Origin of the sequence: Rhodopseudomonas sp. (genome assembly GCF_013377015.1) — a bacterium.
Lineage (GTDB): Bacteria > Pseudomonadota > Alphaproteobacteria > Rhizobiales > Xanthobacteraceae > JARJEH01.
Window position 1 is genome coordinate 239188 of sequence record NZ_JACABA010000005.1, and the last position, 19935, is coordinate 259122.

Annotated in this window: 18 protein-coding genes and 1 tRNA gene; 11 read left to right on the forward strand and 8 right to left on the reverse strand. The window is 64.7% G+C overall.

All coding sequences use genetic code 11. The features are described from left to right. The first annotated feature begins 157 nt into the window (after positions 1-157). The gene (locus tag HXX15_RS19910) at positions 158-961 is read left to right on the forward strand and encodes an N-acyl homoserine lactonase family protein (protein WP_296518188.1); all 804 of its coding nucleotides are present in this window, start codon (positions 158-160) and stop codon (positions 959-961) included. A 52-nt stretch (positions 962-1013) separates the two neighbouring features. Here HXX15_RS19910 and HXX15_RS19915 read toward each other — a convergent pair whose 3' ends face one another. After that, positions 1014-1508 carry a MarR family transcriptional regulator gene (locus HXX15_RS19915; RefSeq protein ID WP_296518190.1) on the reverse strand — a complete coding sequence of 165 codons (495 nt, stop codon included), beginning with the start codon at positions 1506-1508 and terminating at the stop codon, positions 1014-1016. Between the two features lie 129 nt (positions 1509-1637). Between HXX15_RS19915 and HXX15_RS19920 the strand changes: the two genes are divergently transcribed. Genes HXX15_RS19920 through maiA form a run of 5 tightly spaced genes read left to right on the forward strand, consistent with a single transcriptional unit; the run spans position 1638 to position 6540 of the window. Next, the gene (locus tag HXX15_RS19920; protein ID WP_296518191.1) at positions 1638-3251 is read left to right on the forward strand and encodes an FAD-dependent oxidoreductase; all 1614 of its coding nucleotides are present in this window, start codon (positions 1638-1640) and stop codon (positions 3249-3251) included. A gap of 9 nt (positions 3252-3260) precedes the next feature. Further along, complete coding sequence (locus HXX15_RS19925; protein WP_296518193.1) at positions 3261-3476, forward strand: DUF2783 domain-containing protein; 216 nt, start codon at positions 3261-3263, stop codon at positions 3474-3476. A gap of 48 nt (positions 3477-3524) precedes the next feature. After that, complete coding sequence (locus HXX15_RS19930; RefSeq protein WP_296518195.1) at positions 3525-4478, forward strand: MBL fold metallo-hydrolase; 954 nt, start codon at positions 3525-3527, stop codon at positions 4476-4478. Between the two features lie 60 nt (positions 4479-4538). Then, complete coding sequence (hmgA, locus tag HXX15_RS19935) at positions 4539-5885, forward strand: homogentisate 1,2-dioxygenase (protein WP_296518197.1); 1347 nt, start codon at positions 4539-4541, stop codon at positions 5883-5885. 7 nt (positions 5886-5892) lie between these two features. Next, positions 5893-6540 carry a maleylacetoacetate isomerase gene (gene maiA, locus HXX15_RS19940; protein WP_296518199.1) on the forward strand — a complete coding sequence of 216 codons (648 nt, stop codon included), beginning with the start codon at positions 5893-5895 and terminating at the stop codon, positions 6538-6540. Between the two features lie 28 nt (positions 6541-6568). Here the strand turns inward: maiA and HXX15_RS19945 are convergent, their stop codons facing one another. The 4 genes from HXX15_RS19945 to HXX15_RS19960 form a co-directional block, all read right to left on the reverse strand. Then, positions 6569-7681, reverse strand: coding sequence for a CaiB/BaiF CoA-transferase family protein (locus HXX15_RS19945; protein ID WP_296518201.1), 1113 nt, complete (start codon positions 7679-7681; stop codon positions 6569-6571). 188 nt (positions 7682-7869) lie between these two features. Beyond that, entirely contained in the window at positions 7870-8670 is an 801-nt protein-coding gene (locus tag HXX15_RS19950) for a xanthine dehydrogenase family protein subunit M (RefSeq protein WP_296518202.1), read from the reverse strand. 11 nt (positions 8671-8681) lie between these two features. Further along, positions 8682-11027 carry a xanthine dehydrogenase family protein molybdopterin-binding subunit gene (locus HXX15_RS19955; RefSeq protein WP_296518205.1) on the reverse strand — a complete coding sequence of 782 codons (2346 nt, stop codon included), beginning with the start codon at positions 11025-11027 and terminating at the stop codon, positions 8682-8684. A 108-nt stretch (positions 11028-11135) separates the two neighbouring features. After that, positions 11136-11621, reverse strand: coding sequence for a (2Fe-2S)-binding protein (locus tag HXX15_RS19960; RefSeq protein WP_296518207.1), 486 nt, complete (start codon positions 11619-11621; stop codon positions 11136-11138). A gap of 244 nt (positions 11622-11865) precedes the next feature. On the opposite strand from HXX15_RS19960, the gene otsB reads away from it, so the two are divergent. Then, positions 11866-12639, forward strand: a complete 774-nt coding sequence (otsB, locus tag HXX15_RS19965) for a trehalose-phosphatase (protein WP_296518209.1) — start codon at positions 11866-11868, stop codon at positions 12637-12639. 160 nt (positions 12640-12799) lie between these two features. Next, positions 12800-14266 (forward strand): alpha,alpha-trehalose-phosphate synthase (UDP-forming), encoded by a 1467-nt coding sequence (gene otsA, locus HXX15_RS19970; RefSeq protein WP_296518210.1) that lies wholly within the window; start codon positions 12800-12802, stop codon positions 14264-14266. Positions 14267-14279: 13 nt separating this feature from the next. Here the strand turns inward: otsA and HXX15_RS19975 are convergent, their stop codons facing one another. After that, positions 14280-14618, reverse strand: a complete 339-nt coding sequence (locus tag HXX15_RS19975; RefSeq protein ID WP_296518212.1) for a hypothetical protein — start codon at positions 14616-14618, stop codon at positions 14280-14282. 297 nt (positions 14619-14915) lie between these two features. Between HXX15_RS19975 and HXX15_RS19980 the strand changes: the two genes are divergently transcribed. Continuing rightward, positions 14916-15005: transfer RNA gene (locus HXX15_RS19980), tRNA-Ser, on the forward strand. Positions 15006-15057: 52 nt separating this feature from the next. Here HXX15_RS19980 and HXX15_RS19985 read toward each other — a convergent pair. Continuing rightward, complete coding sequence (locus HXX15_RS19985) at positions 15058-15858, reverse strand: enoyl-CoA hydratase-related protein (RefSeq protein ID WP_296518215.1); 801 nt, start codon at positions 15856-15858, stop codon at positions 15058-15060. A 155-nt stretch (positions 15859-16013) separates the two neighbouring features. On the opposite strand from HXX15_RS19985, the gene HXX15_RS19990 reads away from it, so the two are divergent. Beyond that, positions 16014-17570: a long-chain-fatty-acid--CoA ligase gene (locus tag HXX15_RS19990; protein ID WP_296518217.1), complete on the forward strand. Its 1557-nt coding sequence runs from the start codon at positions 16014-16016 to the stop codon at positions 17568-17570. Positions 17571-17573: 3 nt separating this feature from the next. Here the strand turns inward: HXX15_RS19990 and HXX15_RS19995 are convergent, their stop codons facing one another. Then, positions 17574-18554, reverse strand: a complete 981-nt coding sequence (locus tag HXX15_RS19995; RefSeq protein ID WP_296518219.1) for an IclR family transcriptional regulator — start codon at positions 18552-18554, stop codon at positions 17574-17576. A 202-nt stretch (positions 18555-18756) separates the two neighbouring features. Here HXX15_RS19995 and HXX15_RS20000 point away from each other — a divergent pair, with 202 nt between their 5' ends. Then, positions 18757-19620 carry a MaoC/PaaZ C-terminal domain-containing protein gene (locus HXX15_RS20000; RefSeq protein WP_296518221.1) on the forward strand — a complete coding sequence of 288 codons (864 nt, stop codon included), beginning with the start codon at positions 18757-18759 and terminating at the stop codon, positions 19618-19620. The last annotated feature ends 315 nt before the right edge of the window (positions 19621-19935 follow it).

The following is a 19935-nucleotide window of genomic DNA, read 5'->3' on the forward strand; positions in this document are numbered from 1 at the left end:
GATCCGAACGGGCTAGACCCAAATCAATCGGGCGGTCGCTTCCAGCGGCCGCCCGATTTCTTTTGCGCTTTTGAGACGCGACTGACGAAAGGCATCGGTGGTTGCCTTTGAACGCCTGTTGCTGCGATGATCGAAAAGAAATCAGGGCGGGACGAACATGGGCGAGGTTCACGAAATCTATGCGCTGCGCTATGCGACGATGTCGCCGCGCACGCCGCAGATGAACTTCCTCACCCCCGATCCGCACGAGACCACGGCGGCCGATCTCGACTATTTCGTCTGGCTGATCCGCGGCGCCTGCGGCGACATTCTGGTTGATACCGGCTTCAACCATGCAGCCGCGGCGGCGCGGAACCGAAAGCTGACGCTGAATCCGGTCGAAGCGCTGGCTGCATTCGGCGTCGACGCCGCCGCCATCAGGAACGTGGTGATCACTCACCTGCACTACGACCACGCCGGCAATCTCGACCGCTTTCCCAACGCCCGCTTTCATCTGCAGGACCGCGAGATGAGCTACGCCACCGGCCGTTGCATGTGCAATGGCGTGCTGCGTCACCCGTTCTCGGTCGAGGATGTCACCCTGATGGTGCGCCACGTCTACGCCGAGCGGGTCACCTTCCACCAAGGCGACGGCGAGGTCGCTCCCGGCGTCAGCCTGCACCGCGTCGGCGGCCATTCCGACGGCCTGCAGGTGGTCCGCGTCGCGACCGCGCGCGGGCCGGTGGTGCTCGCCTCGGACGCTTCGCACTATTACGCCAACATGCACCGCCGCAATCCGTTCCCGATCGTCTACAATGTCGGCGAGATGTGCGATGGTTGGGATATCGCCGCGCGGCTCGCCGGCCATCCCGACCGCGTGATTCCGGGCCACGACCCGCTGGTCGCCGAAATCTATCCGCGCGCCAGCGCCGCGGTCGACGCCTTCGCGCTGCACCTGCCGCCATCGCGATCGTTCGCCTGAACAGACGGCATTCGTCGTTCCCCGCGACGCGATGGCCGCACCACAAACCTTCCTAGCCGGCCGTCTGGCTCGTGGCCTCGCGCGACGACTCCACCTCATGGCTGCCCTGGATCAAATTCAGATGCCGTTCGATCTTGCCGAGCGCTGCCGCGAGATTCTCGCGCTCGCGCGCCGACAGGCACGACAGAATTTCGCGCTCCTTGGTCAGCAGTCGCGGCACCAGCTGCTGATACAGCGCGCGGCCCTTCTTTGTCAGCCGCAACCGGAACTCGCGGCGGTCGTCCTCGTTCTCGACCCGCTCGATCAACTGCCGGCTCAGCAATCCGGTCACTGCGCGGGAAATGGTGGATTTGTGGGTCCGCGTGCATTGGGCGATGAATTGCGCGCTGCAGGCGTCGTCGCGGAAGCCGAGCGTGGCGACGATCCGCCAGCCCGGAATATCCAGCCCGTGGCGGTCCTGATATTCGCTGGCCAGCGCCGCGCTGACCTCTGCGGCCAGCCGGTTGAGCTGGAACGGCACGAACGCGAATAGATCGAGCTTGCTCAAAAAAATCCCTCAACTCGGGTTGCGCCGGAACACAACTGCGGTTTAGATGGTTGCACGTGAAACTATCATGCGGGAGGAAGCTTTGACCAGCGCAATGCCAAACTCGCGCCGTCGCGTCGGCTGAGCGCAATGGCCCAGCAGCATCACACCCAATTCGGCTATCGCCGCCACCCGGATCAGGATCGGGCTGGCGATCCCGTGCGCCACAAGGTGATCGTGGTCGGCGCCGGCCCGGTCGGGTTGTCACTGGCGATCGATCTGGCGCAGCGCGGCCAACAGGTTGTGCTGCTCGACGACGCCGACCGGATCGGAGAGGGCTCGCGCGCGATCTGCTTTTCCAAGCGCGCGCTGGAAGTCTGGGACCGGCTCGGCGTGGGTAGCCGCATGGTCGAGAAGGGCGTGATCTGGCAGGTCGGCAAGATCTTTCGCGGCAACGACATGGTCTACCGCTTCGATCTGCTGCCGGAGACCGGCCACAAGATGCCGGCCTTCATCAACCTGCAGCAATATTACGCCGAGGCCTATCTGGTCGACCGGGTGCAACAACTGCCCGCCATCGATCTGCGCTGGCGCAACAAGGTCAGTGCGCTCGCGCAGCACAATGATCATGCGGTCCTGACGATCGACACGCCGGATGGGTCGTATCGTCTCGCCGCCGACTATGTGGTGGCGTGCGACGGCGCGCGCTCCAGCCTGCGCGGCATGGTCGGCGCGGAGTTCGAAGGCGAGGTATTCGAGGATCAGTTCCTGATCGCCGACGTCAAGATGACCGCCGAATTTCCGACCGAGCGCTGGTTCTGGTTCGATCCGCCGTTTCACGCCGGGCAATCCGCGCTACTGCACCGCCAGCCCGACAATGTCTGGCGAATCGATCTGCAGATCGGCCCCGACGCCGACCCCGCGGTCGAGCGGCTGCCGGAGAACGTCCGGCCACGGATCGAGCGGATGCTCGGCCATGGCGAGTTCAGTTTTGAGTGGATTTCGATCTACAAGTTCCAGTGCCGCCGGATGCAGCGTTTCCTGCACGAGCGGGTGATCTTCGCCGGAGATTCCGCGCACCAAGTGTCGCCGTTCGGCGCGCGCGGTGCCAATTCGGGGCTGGAGGACGGCGAGAATCTGGCCTGGAAGCTCGACATGATCCTGCGCGGACAGGCGCCGGCCAGCCTGCTCGACAGCTACGAGATCGAGCGTGGGCTGGCTGCCGACGACAACATTCGGCACTCGACGCGCTCGACCGATTTCATCGCGCCGCATTCGAAACAGGAGCGCCGGCTACGCGACGCCGTGCTGGCGTTGTCGCAGGAGGTGGATTTCGCCAAGCGGATGGTCAATGCCGGGCGGCTGTCGGTGCCGTCAGTCTACGATAGCCCGCTCTCGACTGCGGATGTGGAGGCCTGGGAGGCGGGCCCGCGTCCGGGCGCCCACATGCTGGATGCGCCGTTGACCTCGGTTGGCGGCGAGCCGCTGTTTCTGACCGATGCGTTCAAGGCGGCCGGCGGCGGCTTCGTGCTGCTGGAAAGTGCCAACGGCGCTGCCACAACCTTGCCCCAAGGCGTTCACAGCATTCGCATCGGCCCCGCCGCCGCGCTGCGCGACGCCGCCGGATTGTTTGCCCGCCGCTACGATGCGTCGCCCGGTTCCGCCTATCTGCTGCGGCCGGACGGCTATGTTGCTGCAAGGTTCAAGCATCCGACGCATGCCGCGATCGAAACCGCGCTCGCGCGCGCGAGCGGGCGGGCGTAAGGAGGGATGATGGCGCTGTCGACCACCAGCAATTTCGCCGATCCCGACGCCGCCTACCGGCTGATCGTCGAGGCGCATCGCGGCATCAGCGACGAGCAGAGCGCCGCGCTCGACGCCGCACTGGTGCTGGTTCTCGCCAATCACATCGGCGATCTCGGCGTGCTGGGCGAAGCGCTGGCGCTCGCGAAGCGGCGCATCGTCGATAGCAACCCAACGCAATCCTGATTACCGCGACCAAAGTCGCGGATTCGGACGTCTCACAAGGAAAAAAGAATGGCCAAGGGTTTCGCATCCACCACCGACATGGTGGAAAAGAAGATCACGTTTTCCGAGATCGGCACCGATCTCTACGCCTTCACCGCGGAAGGTGATCCGAATTCGGCGGTGATCGTCGGCGAGGACGGCTGCATCGTGTTCGACGCTCAGGCGACGCCGGCGATGGCCAACAAGGTGATCGAGCGGGTCAAGGCCGTCACCGACAAGCCGATCAAATATGTCGTGCTGTCGCATTATCACGCCGTGCGCGTGCTCGGCGCTTCCGCATACAACGCGGAGGGCATCGTCGCCTCGCAGGAAACCTATCGCCTGATCGACGAGCGCGGCCAGCAGGATTGGGATTCCGAATACGGCCGGTTCCCACGGCTGTTCCAGGACGCCGAGAGCATTCCCGGCCTGACCTGGCCGACGCTGACCTTCGAGGGCGAGATGTCGATCTGGCTCGGCAAGCGCGAGGTGCGCTTGATCCAGCTCGGCGCCGGCCACACCTCCGGCGATATCGTCGCCTGGGTTCCGGACGCCGAGGTGATGTTCTCGGGCGACCTGATCGAATATCATTCGGCGTGTTATTGCGGCGACGCTTACTTGCGGGAATGGCCGATGACGCTGAATGAAATCCGCGATTTCAATCCGAAGGCGATCGCGCCCGGCCGCGGCGACGCGCTGAAGGGGCTGGAGACCACCCGCGAAGCGATCGCGATGACCCGCGATTTTGTCAGCACGCTGTATGGCGCCGCCGAAATCTCGGTCGCCAAGGGCCGTTCGCTGAAGGAAACCATGGCGGCTTGCCGCGAGGTGATGGACAAGAAATTTTCCAGCTTCGCGATCTACGAACATTGCCTGCCGTTCAACGTCTCGCGCGCCTTCGACGAGGCGTCCGGCATCGACGATCCGGTGATCTGGACCGCCGAGCGCGATCTCGAAATGTGGGCCGCCCTGCAGGGCGCATGATCCCGAAAAGTGGGTTCCGGTTTCCGGAAGAGATCATGCGCAATCGAAACGGAGGATGACATGAACATCAACACCGCGCCCGGCATCGTCGCCTGCGGGACCGTCGGCGTCACCCCGGGCTACATGTCGGGCTTCGGCAACAGCTTCGAGACCGAAGCGCTGCCCGGCGCGCTGCCGATCGGGCGCAACTCGCCGCAGCGCGCGCCCTATGGGCTTTATGCCGAACAACTCTCCGGTTCGCCGTTCACCGCGCCGCGCGGCAGCAATGAGCGCTCGTGGCTGTATCGGATCAGGCCGTCGGTGAAACATTCCGGCCGCTTCGTGAAGGCAGATGTCGGGTTGTGGCGCTCGGCGCCATGCCTGGAAGTCGAGATGCCGATCGAGCAGTTGCGCTGGGACCCGGCGCCGATGCCGACGGAGGATCTGACGTTCCTGCAAAGCGTGCGGACCATGACCACGGCGGGAGATGTGAATACCCAGGCCGGCATGGCCGCGCACATCTATCTTATCACCGCGTCGATGTTCGATCAGCATTTCTACAATGCCGACGGCGAATTGATGTTCGTGCCGCAGCAGGGCCGGCTGCGCTTCGTCACCGAATTCGGCGTCATTGCTGCGGAGCCTGCCGAGATCGTGGTGATCCCGCGCGGCGTCAAGTTCCGCGTCGAACTGATCGACGGGCCGGCGCGCGGCTATCTGTGCGAGAATTACGGCGGCGCCTTCACGCTGCCGGAGCGTGGCCCGATCGGCGCCAACTGCCTCGCCAACGCCCGCGATTTTCTCACGCCGGTGGCGGCCTATGAGGACAAGGACACCCCAACCGAGCTGTTCGTCAAATGGGGCGGCACGCTGTGGGTCACCAAGCTGCCGCATTCGCCGATCGACGTGGTCGCCTGGCACGGTAACTACGCGCCCTACAAGTACGATCTGCGCACCTTCTCGCCGGTTGGCGCGATCGGCTTCGATCATCCCGATCCGTCGATCTTCACCGTTTTGACCTCGCCGTCGGAAACCGCCGGCACCGCCAATATCGACTTCGTGATCTTCCCGGAGCGCTGGATGGTGGCGGAGAATACCTTCCGGCCGCCGTGGTATCATATGAACATCATGTCGGAATTCATGGGCCTGATCTACGGCGTCTACGACGCCAAACCGCAAGGATTTACACCCGGCGGCGCGTCGCTGCACAACATGATGCTGCCGCACGGCCCCGATCGCGAGGCGTTCGATCATGCCTCGAACGGCGAATTGAAGCCGGTGAAGTTGACTGGCACGATGGCGTTCATGCTTGAGACCAGGTACCCGCAGCGCGTTACCGAATATGCGGCGAAATCCGGCACGCTGCAGGCCGACTATGCCGATTGCTGGAACGGTCTCGAGAAGCGCTTCGATCCGAACCGGCCATGACGCCGCCATGAAGGACGCCGACGTCGCAGTCTTGTACGGCTATTTCCGCTCCACCGCGGCGTATAGGGTGCGGATCGCGCTGGGGCTGAAGGGCCTTCGCGCCGAACAGAAATTCGTGCATCTGCGCAAGGGCGAGCAGACCCAGGCGGCGTTTCGCTGGATCAATCCGGCGGGGCTGGTGCCGTACTGGGTCGAGGGCGATTTCAGTTTGGCGCAGTCGCTGGCGATCATCGAATATCTCGACGAGACCCATCCCGAGCCGCCTCTACTGCCGCGCAACCCGCGTGACCGCGCGATCGTTCGCGAGATCGCGCTGGCGGTGTGCTGCGACATCCACCCGATCGGCAATCTGCGGGTGCTGAACCGGCTGACCGAATTGGGCATCGATGATGCCGCGCGTGCGCAATGGTCGAAACACTGGATCGAGACCGGCTTCGAGGCGATCGAGGCCCGGTTGGCGCAGTTGCCGGGGCCGTTCGCGTTCGGCGCGCAGCCGACGCTGGCGGACATCTGCATCGTGCCGCAGGTGTTCAACGCCCACCGCTTCGATGTCGACCTCGCGCCATTCGAGCGCATCCGGCAGATCGAAGCGGCGGCGTTCAATGTCGAAGCGTTCGTTGCCGCCGAGCCGGGGCGGCAGCCCGACGCCGAATGAGGAGGCGTCGGCCGTGCGTTGCGTACGCTCAGCGTCCGCTTTGCCAGTCCTTCACCACCCCGGCCAGTTCCGCCGTCACCGGCGGGCGCGCCGCTGACGGCGTACGCGAGAACCGCGGCGCCGGCGCCGGCTGGGTATGGCCCTCGTGGGTGATGAACACCTCGCGGGCGACCATGTGCGGATGCCGGGTGGCTTCCGACATCGTCAGCACCGGCGCAAAGCAGATGTCGGTACCTTCCATGATGGCGCACCATTCGTCGCGGGTTTTGGTCTTGAACACCGCCGCGAGCTTGTGTTTCAGTTCGGGCCAGTTGTTCTTGTCCATCTGGCCGTCATATTGCGGATCGCTCAGGCCGGCGAGTTCGCGCAGCAACGCATAGAACTGCGGCTCGATCGATCCGATCGAGACGAAGCCGCCATCCTTGCATTCGTAAGTGCCATAGAAATGCGCGCCGCCGTCGAGCATGTTGCTCTCGCGGCTCTCTTTCCAGAGACCCTTGGCGGTCATGTCGAAGAACATGGTGATCAGCGAGGCGGCACCGTCGCACATCGCGGCGTCGACCACCTGGCCCTTGCCGGACTTGCCGGCTTCCAGCAGCGCGGCCAGCAGACCGACGACGAGATACAGCGAACCACCGCCGAAATCGCCGACCAGGTTGAGCGGCGGTACCGGCCGTTCCGCGGGGCCGATCGCGGCGAGCGCGCCGGTGATCGAGATGTAGTTGATGTCGTGGCCGGCCGCCTGCGCCAGCGGGCCGCTCTGGCCCCATCCGGTCATCCGCCCGTAGACCAGCCGCGGATTGCGCGCCAGCACCACATCGGGGCCGAGGCCGAGCCGCTCCATCACGCCAGGCCGGTAACCTTCGATCAGCGCATCGGCGCCATCGAGCAGCGTCATCACGCCGGTGACTGACGCCTTGTCCTTGAGGTCGACCGCGACGATCTTGCGTCCCCGCGCCGCGGCGCCCTTCGGGGTCTGGCCGGCGCGGGTCAGGGTGATCACCTCGGCGCCCATGTCGGCTAGCAGCATCGAGGCGAACGGGCCTGGTCCGATGCCGGCGAATTCGACGATCCGGACGCCGGCGAGCGGGCCGCAGCGGGTCTGTTGCGTCTGGGCGGAAGTGGTTGCTGTATCCTGCACCTTGAGATCCCATGTCTGATTGCCCGCTTGGCGCGGCGAGCGGCTGTTGTTGCGGAAAACTCTCTATGCTGGCCGCGTCGACGGCAAGCCACTTTTTGACCGCAATCGTGCATGCGGCCATGCGCTGGCAACGCACAAAAAGCGGCGCGCTGGCAGGCGCGCCGCTTGCCGTGTGATGGAATGATGCGTCAGCCGGCCGCGGTGACCGCGCGCTGCGCCATCACCTTGATCAGGTTGGCCCGATAGTCCGAGCTGCCGTGGATATCCGCCATCAGGCCTTCGTCGGAAATCTTGACGCCATCCAGCGCCGACGCCGACCAGTTCGCCTTCAGGGCGGCTTCGATCGCCGGCACCCGCATCACGCCGTTCTGCGAGGCGCCGGTGGCGGCGACGCGGATCTCGCCCGATTTGGTTTGCACCACGAACACGCCGGTCAGCGCGAAGCGCGAGGCCGGATTGCGCATCTTTGAGTAGCCGGCCTTGGCCGGGATCGGAAACGAGATTGCGGTGATGATCTCGTTCTCGTCGAGTGCCGTGGCGAACAGGCCCTTGAAAAAATCCTCCGCCGCAATCGAGCGCTTGTTGGTCTTGATCGTGGCGTTGAGCGCCAGAACCGCGGCGGGATAGTCCGCGCTGGGATCATTGGTGGCGACCGAGCCGCCGATGGTACCGCGCGCCCGCACCGCAGGGTCGCCTACCACCGAGGTCAGATGCGCGATCGCCGGGATCGTGCGCTTCACATCGGCGCTGTTGACGATGTCGACATAGGTGGTCGCGGCCTTGATGGTCAGCGTGTCGGCCGAGGCCTCGATGCCGATCAGCGCCGGAATCCGGGCGATGTCGATCACATCGGACGGCGCGGTGAGGCGCTGCTTCATCACCGGAAGCAAGGTGTGGCCGCCGGCGAGATATTTGGCGTCGGAGCCCTTCGCGAACAATGCCACGGCTTCTTCGACGGTCGAGGGGCGGTGATAGGTCGTTGAATACATGATGGCCTCCCTTACGCGTTGCCGGGAATGGCGTGCCAGACCCGGTCCGGCGTCGCCGGCATTTCCAGCTTGTTGTTGCCGATCGCGTCGGTGATGGCGTTGATCACCGCCGCCGAGGCGCCAATCGCGCCGGCCTCGCCGCAGCCCTTGACCCCGAGCGGATTGCCCGGGCACAGCGTCGTGGTGTGCGACAGCTTGAACGACGGGACGTCGTCGGCGCGCGGCATCGCGTAGTCCATGAACGACGCGGTGACGAGCTGGCCGGTGTCGTCATAGACCGCGGCTTCCAGGATCGCCTGGCCGATGCCCTGAACGAGGCCGCCATGGACCTGGCCCTCGACGATCATCGGGTTGATCAACCGGCCGAAATCGTCCACTGCGACGAAATTGACGAAGCTGGTCTTGCCGGTGCCGGGATCGACTTCGAGTTCGCAGATGTAGGAGCCCGCCGGGAAGGTGAAGTTAGTCGGGTCGTAGAATGCACCCTCCTTCAGGCCCGGCTCCATGCCGTCGGGCAGATTGTGCGCGGTGTAGGCGGCCAGCGCCACCATTGGCAGCGCGATCGACTTGTCGGTGCCGGTGACTTTGAACTCGCCGTTCTCGATCACGATGTCGCCTTCGGACGCCTCAAGCAGATGCGCGGCGATCTTCTTGGCCTTGGACTCGACCTTCTCCATTGCCTTGAAAATTGCCGACATGCCGACTGCGGCAGAGCGCGAACCGTAGGTGCCCATGCCGAACTGCACCTTGTCGGTGTCGCCGTGGACAATCGAGACCTGGCTGATCGGAATGCCGAGGCGGTCCGCGACCAGCTGCGCAAAGGTGGTTTCGTGACCCTGGCCGTGGCTGTGGCTGCCGGTCAAAATCTCGATGGTGCCGACCGGATTGACCCGGACCTCGGCGGATTCCCACAATCCGACGCCGGCGCCGAGCGAACCGACGGCTTTCGACGGCGCGATGCCGCAGGCCTCGATGTAGCAGGACATTCCCATGCCCCGCAGCTTGCCTTCGCTCTTGGCCTTCGCCTTGCGCGCCGGGAAGCCCGCATAGTCGGCCGCCTTCATGGCGGCGTCCAGCGAGGCGCCGAAATCGCCGACGTCATAGGCCATGATCACCGGGGTTTGGTGCGGGAAGCTGGTGATGAAGTTCTTGCGCCGCAATTCGGCCGGATCGACCTTGAGCTGCCGCGCCGCGGTTTCCATCAGCCGCTCCAGCAGGTAGCAGGCTTCCGGCCGGCCGGCGCCGCGATAGGCGTCGACCGGGGTCGAGTTGGTGTAGACGCCGATCACCTCGGCATGGATCGCCGGGATGTTGTACTGGCCCGACAACAGCGTGGCGTACAGATAGGTCGGCACCGAGGACGAGAACAGCGACATATAGGCGCCGAAATTGGCGTGGGTCTTCACCCGCAGGCCCAGGATCTTGTTGTCCTTGTCGAACGCCATTTCGGCCTTCGAGATATGGTCGCGACCGTGGGCGTCGGTGAGGAAGGCCTCGTTGCGGTCGCCGGTCCATTTCACCGGGCGGCGGACTTTCTTGGAGGCCCACAGCGCCACCATTTCTTCCGGATAGATGAAGATTTTCGAGCCGAAACCGCCGCCGACGTCTGGCGCCACCACCCGTAACTTGTTCTCCGGCGCGACATTGTAGAATGCCGACAGCACCAGCCGGGCGACATGCGGGTTCTGCGAGGTGGTGTAGAGGGTGAAATGTTCTTCGGCTTCATTGTATTCGGCCAGCGCCGCGCGCGGCTCCATCGCGTTCGGCACCAGCCGGTTGTTGACGAGCTCGAAGCTCACCACATTGGCGGCCTTGCTGAAGGCGTCCTTGACGGCCGCCTCGTCGCCGATCTCCCAGTCATAGACGATGTTGCCGGGGGCTTCCGGGTGCAGCTGCGGCGCGCCGGGCGCGATCGCCATCGAGATGTGGTGGGCGCTCGGCAGTTCCTCATAGTCGACCACCACGGCCTCGGCCGCGTCGCGGGCCTGGTTCTTGGTCTCGGCGATCACCACCGCGACCGCCTGGCCGACAAAGCGCACGGTTTCCGGCGCCATCGCTGGCCACGCGCCCATCTTCATCGCCGAGCCGTCCTTGGAGTGCACGGCCCAGCCGCAGATCAGATTGCCGATCTTGTCGTCGACGATCTGTTGGCCGGTCAGCACGTCAACCACGCCGGGCATCTTCTTCGCGGCGGTGGCGTCGATGCCCTTAACCTTGGCGTGGGCATGCGGGCTGCGCACGAAATGCGCGAAGGTCATGCCCTGGACCTTGATGTCGTCGACGTAACGGCCCTTGCCGGTGATGAAACGACGGTCTTCCTTGCGCACCACGCTTGCGCCAATACCCTCAACGCCCATGACATCTCTCCCTGTCCGACTGCATCAGCCGCGAAGCCCTGGAAGACGCGGAATTGCAGCGATTGTTCGAATTTATGATCGGTGACTTGAGATCAAGCAGCGGCGGAATTATTCCGCAGCCTGCGCCACTTTCATGCGGGAGGCCGCATCAAGCACCGACTTGACGATGTTGTGGTATCCGGTGCAGCGGCAGATATTGCCCTCAAGCTCCTGCCGGACGGTCTCCTCGTCGAGCTCGCCGCCATGGCGATTGACGATGTCGATCGCCGACATGATCATGCCCGGCGTGCAATAGCCGCATTGCAGACCATGATTGTCGCGGAACGCGGCCTGCATCGGGTGCAGCTCGTCGCCCTTGGAGATGCCTTCGATGGTGGTAACGTTGGCGCCATTGGCCTGTCCGACCAGCGTCGTGCACGATTTCACCGCGCGGCCGTCGATGTGGACGATGCAGGCGCCGCATTGGCTGGTATCGCAGCCGACATGGGTGCCGGTCAGACCCAGATGATCGCGCAGCAACTGCACGAGAAGCGTCCGGTCCTCGACCTCGGCCGTAACCGGTTTGCCATTGACTGTAAGTGTGACTGTTGACACGCTTAGGCCTCCCCATGCTTTTTAATTGTTCCAATTAGAAGCACTGCGGACGGACTTTGCAACTGGGATTTTCAACTTAGCGGTCATCCTCACGTCATCGGTAACGGAAGCGGCCGTCTTGCTCGCCGGGATCGGCTGCGCGGCGGGGCGCCCGCTCTGCCCGCAACCGATCCGCGGGTTGGGTTCTTGGGCTGGCCGGTGCGAGGAAACGGGAACCGATGCGCTGGACGCCGGTTAACACGACGTGATCCAGCATTTCATCAAGCCCTGCGCGCTGCTGCCGCCTCTCGATCGATGCGCGTTGCTTCTGGATATCGACGGCACCTTGCTGGATCTGGCGCAGACGCCTGGCGAAGTCTGGGTGCCTCCGGGCCTGGAGCAGACTTTGACACGGCTGCTGGAAAGAACCTGTGGCGCGCTGGCGCTGGTCAGTGGGCGTTCGCTCAACGATATCGACCTGATCTTCGCCCCGATGCGGTTTCCCGCGGTCGGCGGCCACGGCGCGGAAATGCGGTTGGCTAACAACAACGAGGCGGTCTCCGCCCATGCGCCGCCGCTCGACCCGGAGATGAAAGGCCGCCTCGCGGCGATCGCCAAGCTCAGCCCCGGCATTCTGCTCGAGGACAAGGGCTATTCGTTCGCGCTGCATTACCGGTTGGCGCCGCACGCCGAACAGGCGATCTACGATGCGGTGGCCGCGGTTCGCGTCGATTACCCGGACGCGCCGATCGAGGTCATGCCCGGCAAAGCGGTTTGCGAGATCAAGCATGTCGGTTTCACCAAGGCGACCGGCGTGCTGGAATTGATGAAGCACGCGCCGTTCAAGGGCCGCCGTCCAGTGTTCCTCGGCGACGACGTCACCGATGAGACGGTGTTCGCGATCATGCCGGCGTTGCAGGGACTGGCATTTTCGGTCGGCCGCGTGGCCGAAGGCGTGGCCGGTCATTTCGATCGGCCGAGCGATGTGCGGCAATGGCTCGCGGATTTGCTCGACCAGGAGCGGCGCTCGGCGGAATAAGCGAGTTTCACTTCACGAGTGAGACCGCAGCTCGCGATTGGTCCGAACGGATCGCGAAACTGCCTCAATGACGCTCAGATTGCGCCATGGAACGATCCCGATGAACGACTGTTAATACTCCGAACGCCGATGGGTGCGGCGGAACGTCGGAGGGACTGCAGTGAACCTCGTTGTCGTCTCAAATCGGGTCGCTCGCGCCGACGCCAACGAACCGATGACGGGAGGTCTGGCGGCGGCGCTACTGCCCGTGGTGGAAAAATCCGGCGCGATCTGGGTAGGTTCCAGCGGACGGGTGCGCGATGGCGCGCAGAAGGATCCGTTTGCGCAAATCGAATCGCTCGGTGCCGGCGCGTTGGCTCTGCTCGATCTGCCAGCGGCGCATTACGCCGGCTATTATGAAGGCTTTGCGAATTCCGCGCTGTGGCCGGCGTTGCATTCCCGTCCCGATCTGATCCGGGTCACGCACGACGATTATCAGTCCTATCGCGAGGTCAACGCCTTCATGGCGCGGGCGCTGCTCAGGTTCCGCAAGCCCGACACCGTGTTCTGGATTCAGGATTATCATTTTCTTGCGCTGGGCGCGGAATTGCGCGACCGCGGTGTCGATCATCCGATCGGATTTTTTCTGCACACCCCGTGGCCATCACGCGCGATCATCGGCAGCGTGCCTCATCATCGTGAACTGATCGAAGCGATGCTGGCCTATGACCTGATCGGGTTCCAGACCGAGGAGGATCAGCTCAATTTCCTGGCCTATCTGAAATCCGATCTGGGGTTGCACGTCAGCGGCGAGGTCGTCACTTCGCGCTACGGAACCTCGCGATGCTCGGTGTTTCCGATCGGGATAGACGCCGACAAATTCGCGCTGCAGGCGCACAAGGCGGTGTCGCATCCGGACGTGTCCCGCCTGCGGAAGAGCCTGAACGGCGAAAAACTGGTGATCGGCGTCGACCGGCTGGACTACTCCAAGGGGCTGATCAACCGCGTCAACGCCTTCGACCGGATGCTGACGCAGCATCCGGCGCTGCAACGCTCGGTGTCGCTGTTGCAGATCGCCACGCCCTCACGCGGCACCATCGAGGCCTATGGAAACCTCCAGGGCGAACTCGCCCGGCTGGTGAGCGACGTCAATGGTCGTCTCGGCGAAGCCGACTGGACGCCGATCCGCTATCTCAACAAGGGGTTTCGCCAGACCGTGCTGGCTGGTCTGTATCGCACTGCGCAGGTCGGGCTGGTGACGCCGTTGCAGGACGGCATGAACCTGGTGGCGAAGGAATATGTCGCCGCGCAAAATCCGGTCGATCCTGGCGTGCTGGTGCTGTCGAAATTCGCCGGCGCCGCCAATGAGCTCGACACCGCGCTGCTGGTCAATCCGCACGATATCGACGGCATGGCGCGCACGCTGGCGACGGCGCTGTCGATGCCGCTGACGGAACGGCGGATGCGCTGGGAATCGATGATGGAAAAACTCCGCAGCAACGGAATCCAGCGCTGGTTCGCGGATTTTCTCGAAGCGCTGCAAAGCGCCAACGAAACGAGGGCCGCGGCTGATCAAAAGGCGATTGACGTCGCGGCGGTATGGCCACCGCTTTGCGTCGGCGGCGGCGATGCCGCACGCCTGAACTAAGGCGCCCAACCGGCTAATTGCAGTACGACACGCCGTCCAGAATGGCGCAGCGGGTCTTGTTCGGGGCATTCGGGTCATCGAGCGGGACCGCGCCCGCGCCGCTGCCGACGAATACGCCGGGGCCGACGCTCACCGAGGGCCGGTTGCCGATGACCACGCTGGGGTGTCGCGACGCGATGCTCGATCGGGTGCCATCCGGCCAAACGATGGAATCGCCCGACAACAGGCCGTGCCGGCCGTCGTCGCAACTGACCGCGGTGCCCGAGCGTTTGCACAGCTGCGCCGCCGCCATGGTGACATCGCCGGCGGTGAGGCCGATCAGGGCCAACAGCATCATGCGGTGCAGGCTCATTCCAAACTCCGGCTGCGCGCATCGCGCCTGCAAGGGGAGGGACTTCGCGCGATTGCGGCAGCCCCTGCAGGCAAGGATCGGGGCTTCCGGCGCCGCTGTCCAGCGCAGCGAAGATCCGCTCGACGACTTTGGCCCTGCCGGCCGGCACCCGCGACCGCCGACACGCTTGACGGCTGCCCCCTTCGGGCTCCCCGATCTCGCAAAACCAATTGATTAATCAGACAGTTGCGGAAAATGACCGGATCCGCGGCGCGATCCCTTGCCAAAATCGCCCGGCACCGTCATGAGAGGGCGCACGGAGAGATGGCCGAGTGGCTTAAGGCGCACGCTTGGAAAGCGTGTGTGCGGGAAACCGTACCGTGGGTTCGAATCCCACTCTCTCCGCCATACGGGCCGAAGAACTCATTGGTCTTCACGTTGCGATCGTACTTGCGGCCGGTCAGGGCTGGCGATTGCTCTTGAAATCGGGTTTTCGCTTGCCGTGGAAGGCGCTGACGCCTTCGGCGAATTCCGGGCTGCCGAAGGCGACGGCCTGGGCCATCGCTTCGGAGGCAAAGAAGTCGTTGATCGAACCAAAGGCGTTGTTCAGCAGCATCTTGGTCAGGCCGAACGATGTCGCCGGCCCGGCGGCAAGTTCCTTCGCCAATTGCATCGCGTCGGCGAGCAGCGCAGCGGCCGGCACCATGCGCTTGGCGATGCCGATGGTGACGGCCTCGGCGGCGTCGATGCGGCGGTTGGTGAGGAGGATATCCTTGGCGCGGGCGCTGCCGATGGCGCGCGGTAAGGTCAGCGCGAGACCGAGATCCGGCACGGCGCCGAGGCCCGGAAACGCCGCCCGGAAGTAAGCAGTGTCGGCGACGAGGGCGATGTCGCACAGCAGGGCCAGCGAGAAGCCGGCCCCCGCCGAGGCGCCATTGACCGCGGCCACCACAGGCTTTTCGCCGGTCAGAATGCGTTGCGACCAGGTGTAGCTGCGAAGCATCCGGGCCCGCACCGCCGTCGCGTTGCGGTCGCTCATGTTCTTGATATCGCCGCCGGCGCAGAAGGCGTCGTCCGAGCCGGTGATCACCAGGCAGCGCACCGCGCTGTCGTCCATCAGCGCCGGAATCGCCGATTCGAGACCGGCCTTGATGTCGCTATCGAGGGCGTTGCGGGATCGCGGCCGGTTCAGCCGGACCAGGGCGACGTCGTCATGGCGCTCGACAATGACGGCGTCGGTGCCGCTGTCCTTGGTGACCATCTCGTCCTCCCACCGCGTGTTTTCCGGTTGTTGTGAATCCGGCTTGGCGACCAGCCTTAGAGCAAAAGCAAGAAAAGTGAAACGGCATTTCGCATATTGAGTCGGGTTGGCGGCGCATGTACGGTGATGGCAACAAGCAACAGTTCGGGGAAACGATGAACCTGACGATGGGCCTTCGAAAGGCAATCGCGTTCGGCGGCGACGCAGAGGCGCTGGTGTGCGGCGACCTGCGGCTCGATTATCGCAGCTTTGTCGATCGGGTGGCGCGGCTTGGCGCGGCGCTGCGTGAACTCGGCATGGGCGATGGCGACCGGGTGGCGATGCTGGCGGCCAATGGCCAGCACTATATCGAATATTATTTCGGCGTGATGTGGGGCGGCGGCGTGATCGTGCCGATCAATTCGCGGTTTGCGCTGCCTGAAATGATCGAGCAGATTCGCGACGCCGGTCCCAAAGTTCTGATCGTCGACGGCAATTTCGCCGAGATCGGCGCGCAGCTCGCCGCTGCCGCGCCGTCCGTCACGGCGTTGCTGCATGCCGGCCCCGGCGCGCTGCCTGCGACCGCGCTCGACTACGACGCCGTGCTCGACGCCGCGCGTCCATGCGACGATGCGCTGCGCGGCGGCGAGGACCTCGCCTGCATCTTCTACACCGGCGGCACTACCGGCCGTTCCAAGGGCGTGATGCTCAGCCATCGCAACATCTGGGCGAATATCGCGGTGACGGCCGGGCGGCTCGGCTTCGACGACAGCATGGTCAGCCTGCACGCCGGGCCGCTGTTTCATCTCGGCGCCGGCGCGCGGGTGTTCACCACCGGCATGCTGGGCGGCAAGCATGTGGTGATTCCGCGGTTCACGCCGACCGACGTGCTCGCCGCCATCGCCCGCGACAAGGTCACGGTGGCGACCTTCGTTCCGACCATGCTGGCGATGATGCTCGAATTGCCCGATCTCGATTCCTACGACCTATCGAGCCTGCGGCTGATCACCTATGGGGCGTCGCCAATGCCCGAAGCGGTGCTGACCGAATGCGTGCGGCGGTTTCCCACCGTGCGGTTCGCGCAATCCTACGGCATGACCGAGCTGTCGCCGGTGGTGTCGATCCTCGGGCCGGAGGATCATCTGCCCGATGCGCCGAAGAAGCGGCTGCGGTCGGCCGGCCGGCCGCTGTGGTCGGCCGAAATCAAGGTGGTGGACGCGCTTGATGACGAGCTGCCCACCGGCAAGGTCGGCGAGATCGTGGTGCGCGGGCCGATGGTGATGCAGGGCTACCGGAACATGCCGGAACTCACCGCTGAGACGCTGCGCGGTGGTTGGATGCACACTGGCGACTCCGGATATTTCGAGCCGGACGGCTACCTCTATATCGCCGATCGGATCAAGGACATGATCATCACGGGCGGCGAGAACGTCTATTCGACCGAGGTCGAGAATGCGATTTGCGCGCATCCGGATGTGCTGCAATGCGCGGTGATCGGCGTTCCCGATCCGCGTTGGGGCGAAACCGTCCACGCCGTCGTGGTGCGGCGCCCGGGCGCGGCGCTCACCGCCGAGGACGTCATTGCGCAGTGTCGTGGCCTGATCGCCGGCTACAAATGCCCGCGCAGCGTCGACATCCGCGATGACGCATTGCCGCTGTCGAGCGTCAACAAGATCAACAAGGCCGCATTGCGCGCGCCGTTCTGGGACGGCAAGGCCACGCAGGTCAACTGAGTCTCAGGTTTTCGGGCTGCCGAGCGACGCGCTGATCGCGGCGGCCGCCGCCGCCAGTGCCGGACCGTATTCGTTCTCGAGCTGGTCCTGCGACACCAGATAGGCCGGGCCGCCGCAACTCAGCGCATAGATGGTTTCGCCGCCGGGCGGAGCGACCGCAGCGCCGACCGCATTGATGTCCTTGCGCCACTCGCCCATCGAGACGCAGAAGCCGCGCTGCTCGACCTCGCGGATCGAGGTTTCGATCGACCGCATGATCATCGGCCAGTCGTCGCCGTATTGCTTGCGGATCGAATCCAGGATTCGACCGCGCTCGACCTCGGAAATCGCCGCCAGATACGCCTTGCCGATCGCTGTGATCGCCATCGGCACCCGCGTGCCGGGCGCGAGCCGCAGTCCGACCAGACCATGGCCTTCGCAGGTTTCGAGGTTGAGCATCATCAGCTTGTCACGGACCGCGAGGGCGATGTGCAGGTTATAGGTCTCCGCGAGCTCCTGCATGATCGGCCGTGCGACCCGCCGGATATCCAGATTGGCGAGTGCCGCGTAGCCCAGCGTCAGCGTGCGCCCACCGAGCTCGTAGGTGCCGAGCCGGCTATTGTAGGACAGATAGCCGAGTTGCGTCAGCGTGTGGGTGATGCGGGAAATGGTTGGCTTCGGCAGTTCGGTGCGCCTGGCGAGCTCCAGATTGCCGAGCGCGCCATCGCCGGCGCGGAAAGCGCTCAGCACTTCCAGCCCGCGCGCCAGCGCGGTGACGAACAGCCGGCCGCCGCCGTCTTCGGCGCCTTCGCCCTGTTCCGCAGCGCGCGGTCGGCGCGAGGCGCGCTGCAGCAAGAGGCGCGCGCTCTTCTTCTTCGCCCGCTCATCGGTAGCGACCGCGGACGCGCGGCCGAGCGGCTTGGCGGCACGGGTATCGTCAGCTTTCTTCTTGCCGGCTGCGGGACGTCGTCCCGGGCTGGCGCTGCGCCGCTTGTCGTCGTCCATCACTTAACCCTTGTCAGGCGCTGGTCGCGGCCGTGGCGCGATTCCGGCGGGCCGCCGTCACTGCTCGATCGAATATCAGCTCGCCGCAGGAATGTCGCTGCGTAGCCGCTTTCGATGGCATTGCGAAAATCATTTTCGCATATTGCCACATTGCCGGCGGCATGGCAATTTTGCGAATTCAATCAAAAAGGAAACGCCCACGATGCCTATCGATCCGGACGCCTTGCGGCAATGGCCGATCGCCGAAATCGAACACACCTACACCGCGCGCGACACCATGCTGTACGCGCTCGGCCTCGGCTACGGCGCGGACCCGCTGGACGAGGGCCAACTGCAATTCGTCTATGAAGGCCGGCTGCAGGCGCTGCCCTCGATGGCGGTGGTGCTTGGCTATCCGGGCTTCTGGATCAGCGATCCCGGCACCGGCGTCGACTGGAAGAAGGTGCTGCACGGCGAGCAGGCGATCGAGCTGTTCAAGCCGCTGCCGACGGCCGCGACTGTGGTTGGAAAGTCTCGGGTGACCGGCCTGTTCGACAAGGGCAAGGACAAGGGCGCGGTGATGGTCTCCGAGCGCGACGTGATCGACAAGGCCAGCGGCGAGCTGCTGTGCCGCTTGACCTCGACCACGATGATGCGCGGCGACGGCGGCTTCGGCGGCCCGTCGGGTCCATTGCCGGCGCCGCATCCGTTGCCCGACCGCGCGCCCGATCAAAGCGTCAGCATCGCGACGTTGCCGCAGGCCGCGCTGATCTACCGACTGTCCGGCGACTACAATCCCCTGCATGCCGATCCGGCGGTGGCGCGTAGCGGCGGATTCGATCGGCCGATCCTGCATGGCTTGTGCACCTTCGGCGTGGTCTGCCGTGCGCTGCTCGCGGCCGTGTGCGGCAATGATCCCTCGAAGCTGCGGAAAATGCAGGTCCGCTTCAGCGCACCGGTGTTTCCGGGCGAGACCATCGTGACCGAGATCTGGACCGCTCCCGACGGCGTGGTGTCGTTCCGCGCCAAGGTGGCGGAGCGCGACCTCGTCGTCATCAACAATGGCCGTGCGGAGGTGACGGCCTGAGGCCATCACTTCCGATCGCCACAGACTTCATGCGACGAGGGTGCATTGGTCGACCACCTCTGGCACTCCCGCTCCGTCCGCCGCAGCGGCGATAACTTCCTGCACGAGAGCAAGAATCGTCGCCAGCCGGCACTTGTTGATTTGCGAAAATCTATTTCGCAAAATTGACATTTGCGGCTCGTCGTGGCACATGCGCTGACGTCAGGCTGCCGCACGCAACAAGGCGCCGATCCCCGGAGAAACCAACGCGATGTCGACAGCCGCCCGCGCCAAGCCGAAACCGACGCCGGAGACGCAGCATTTCTGGGACGGCAC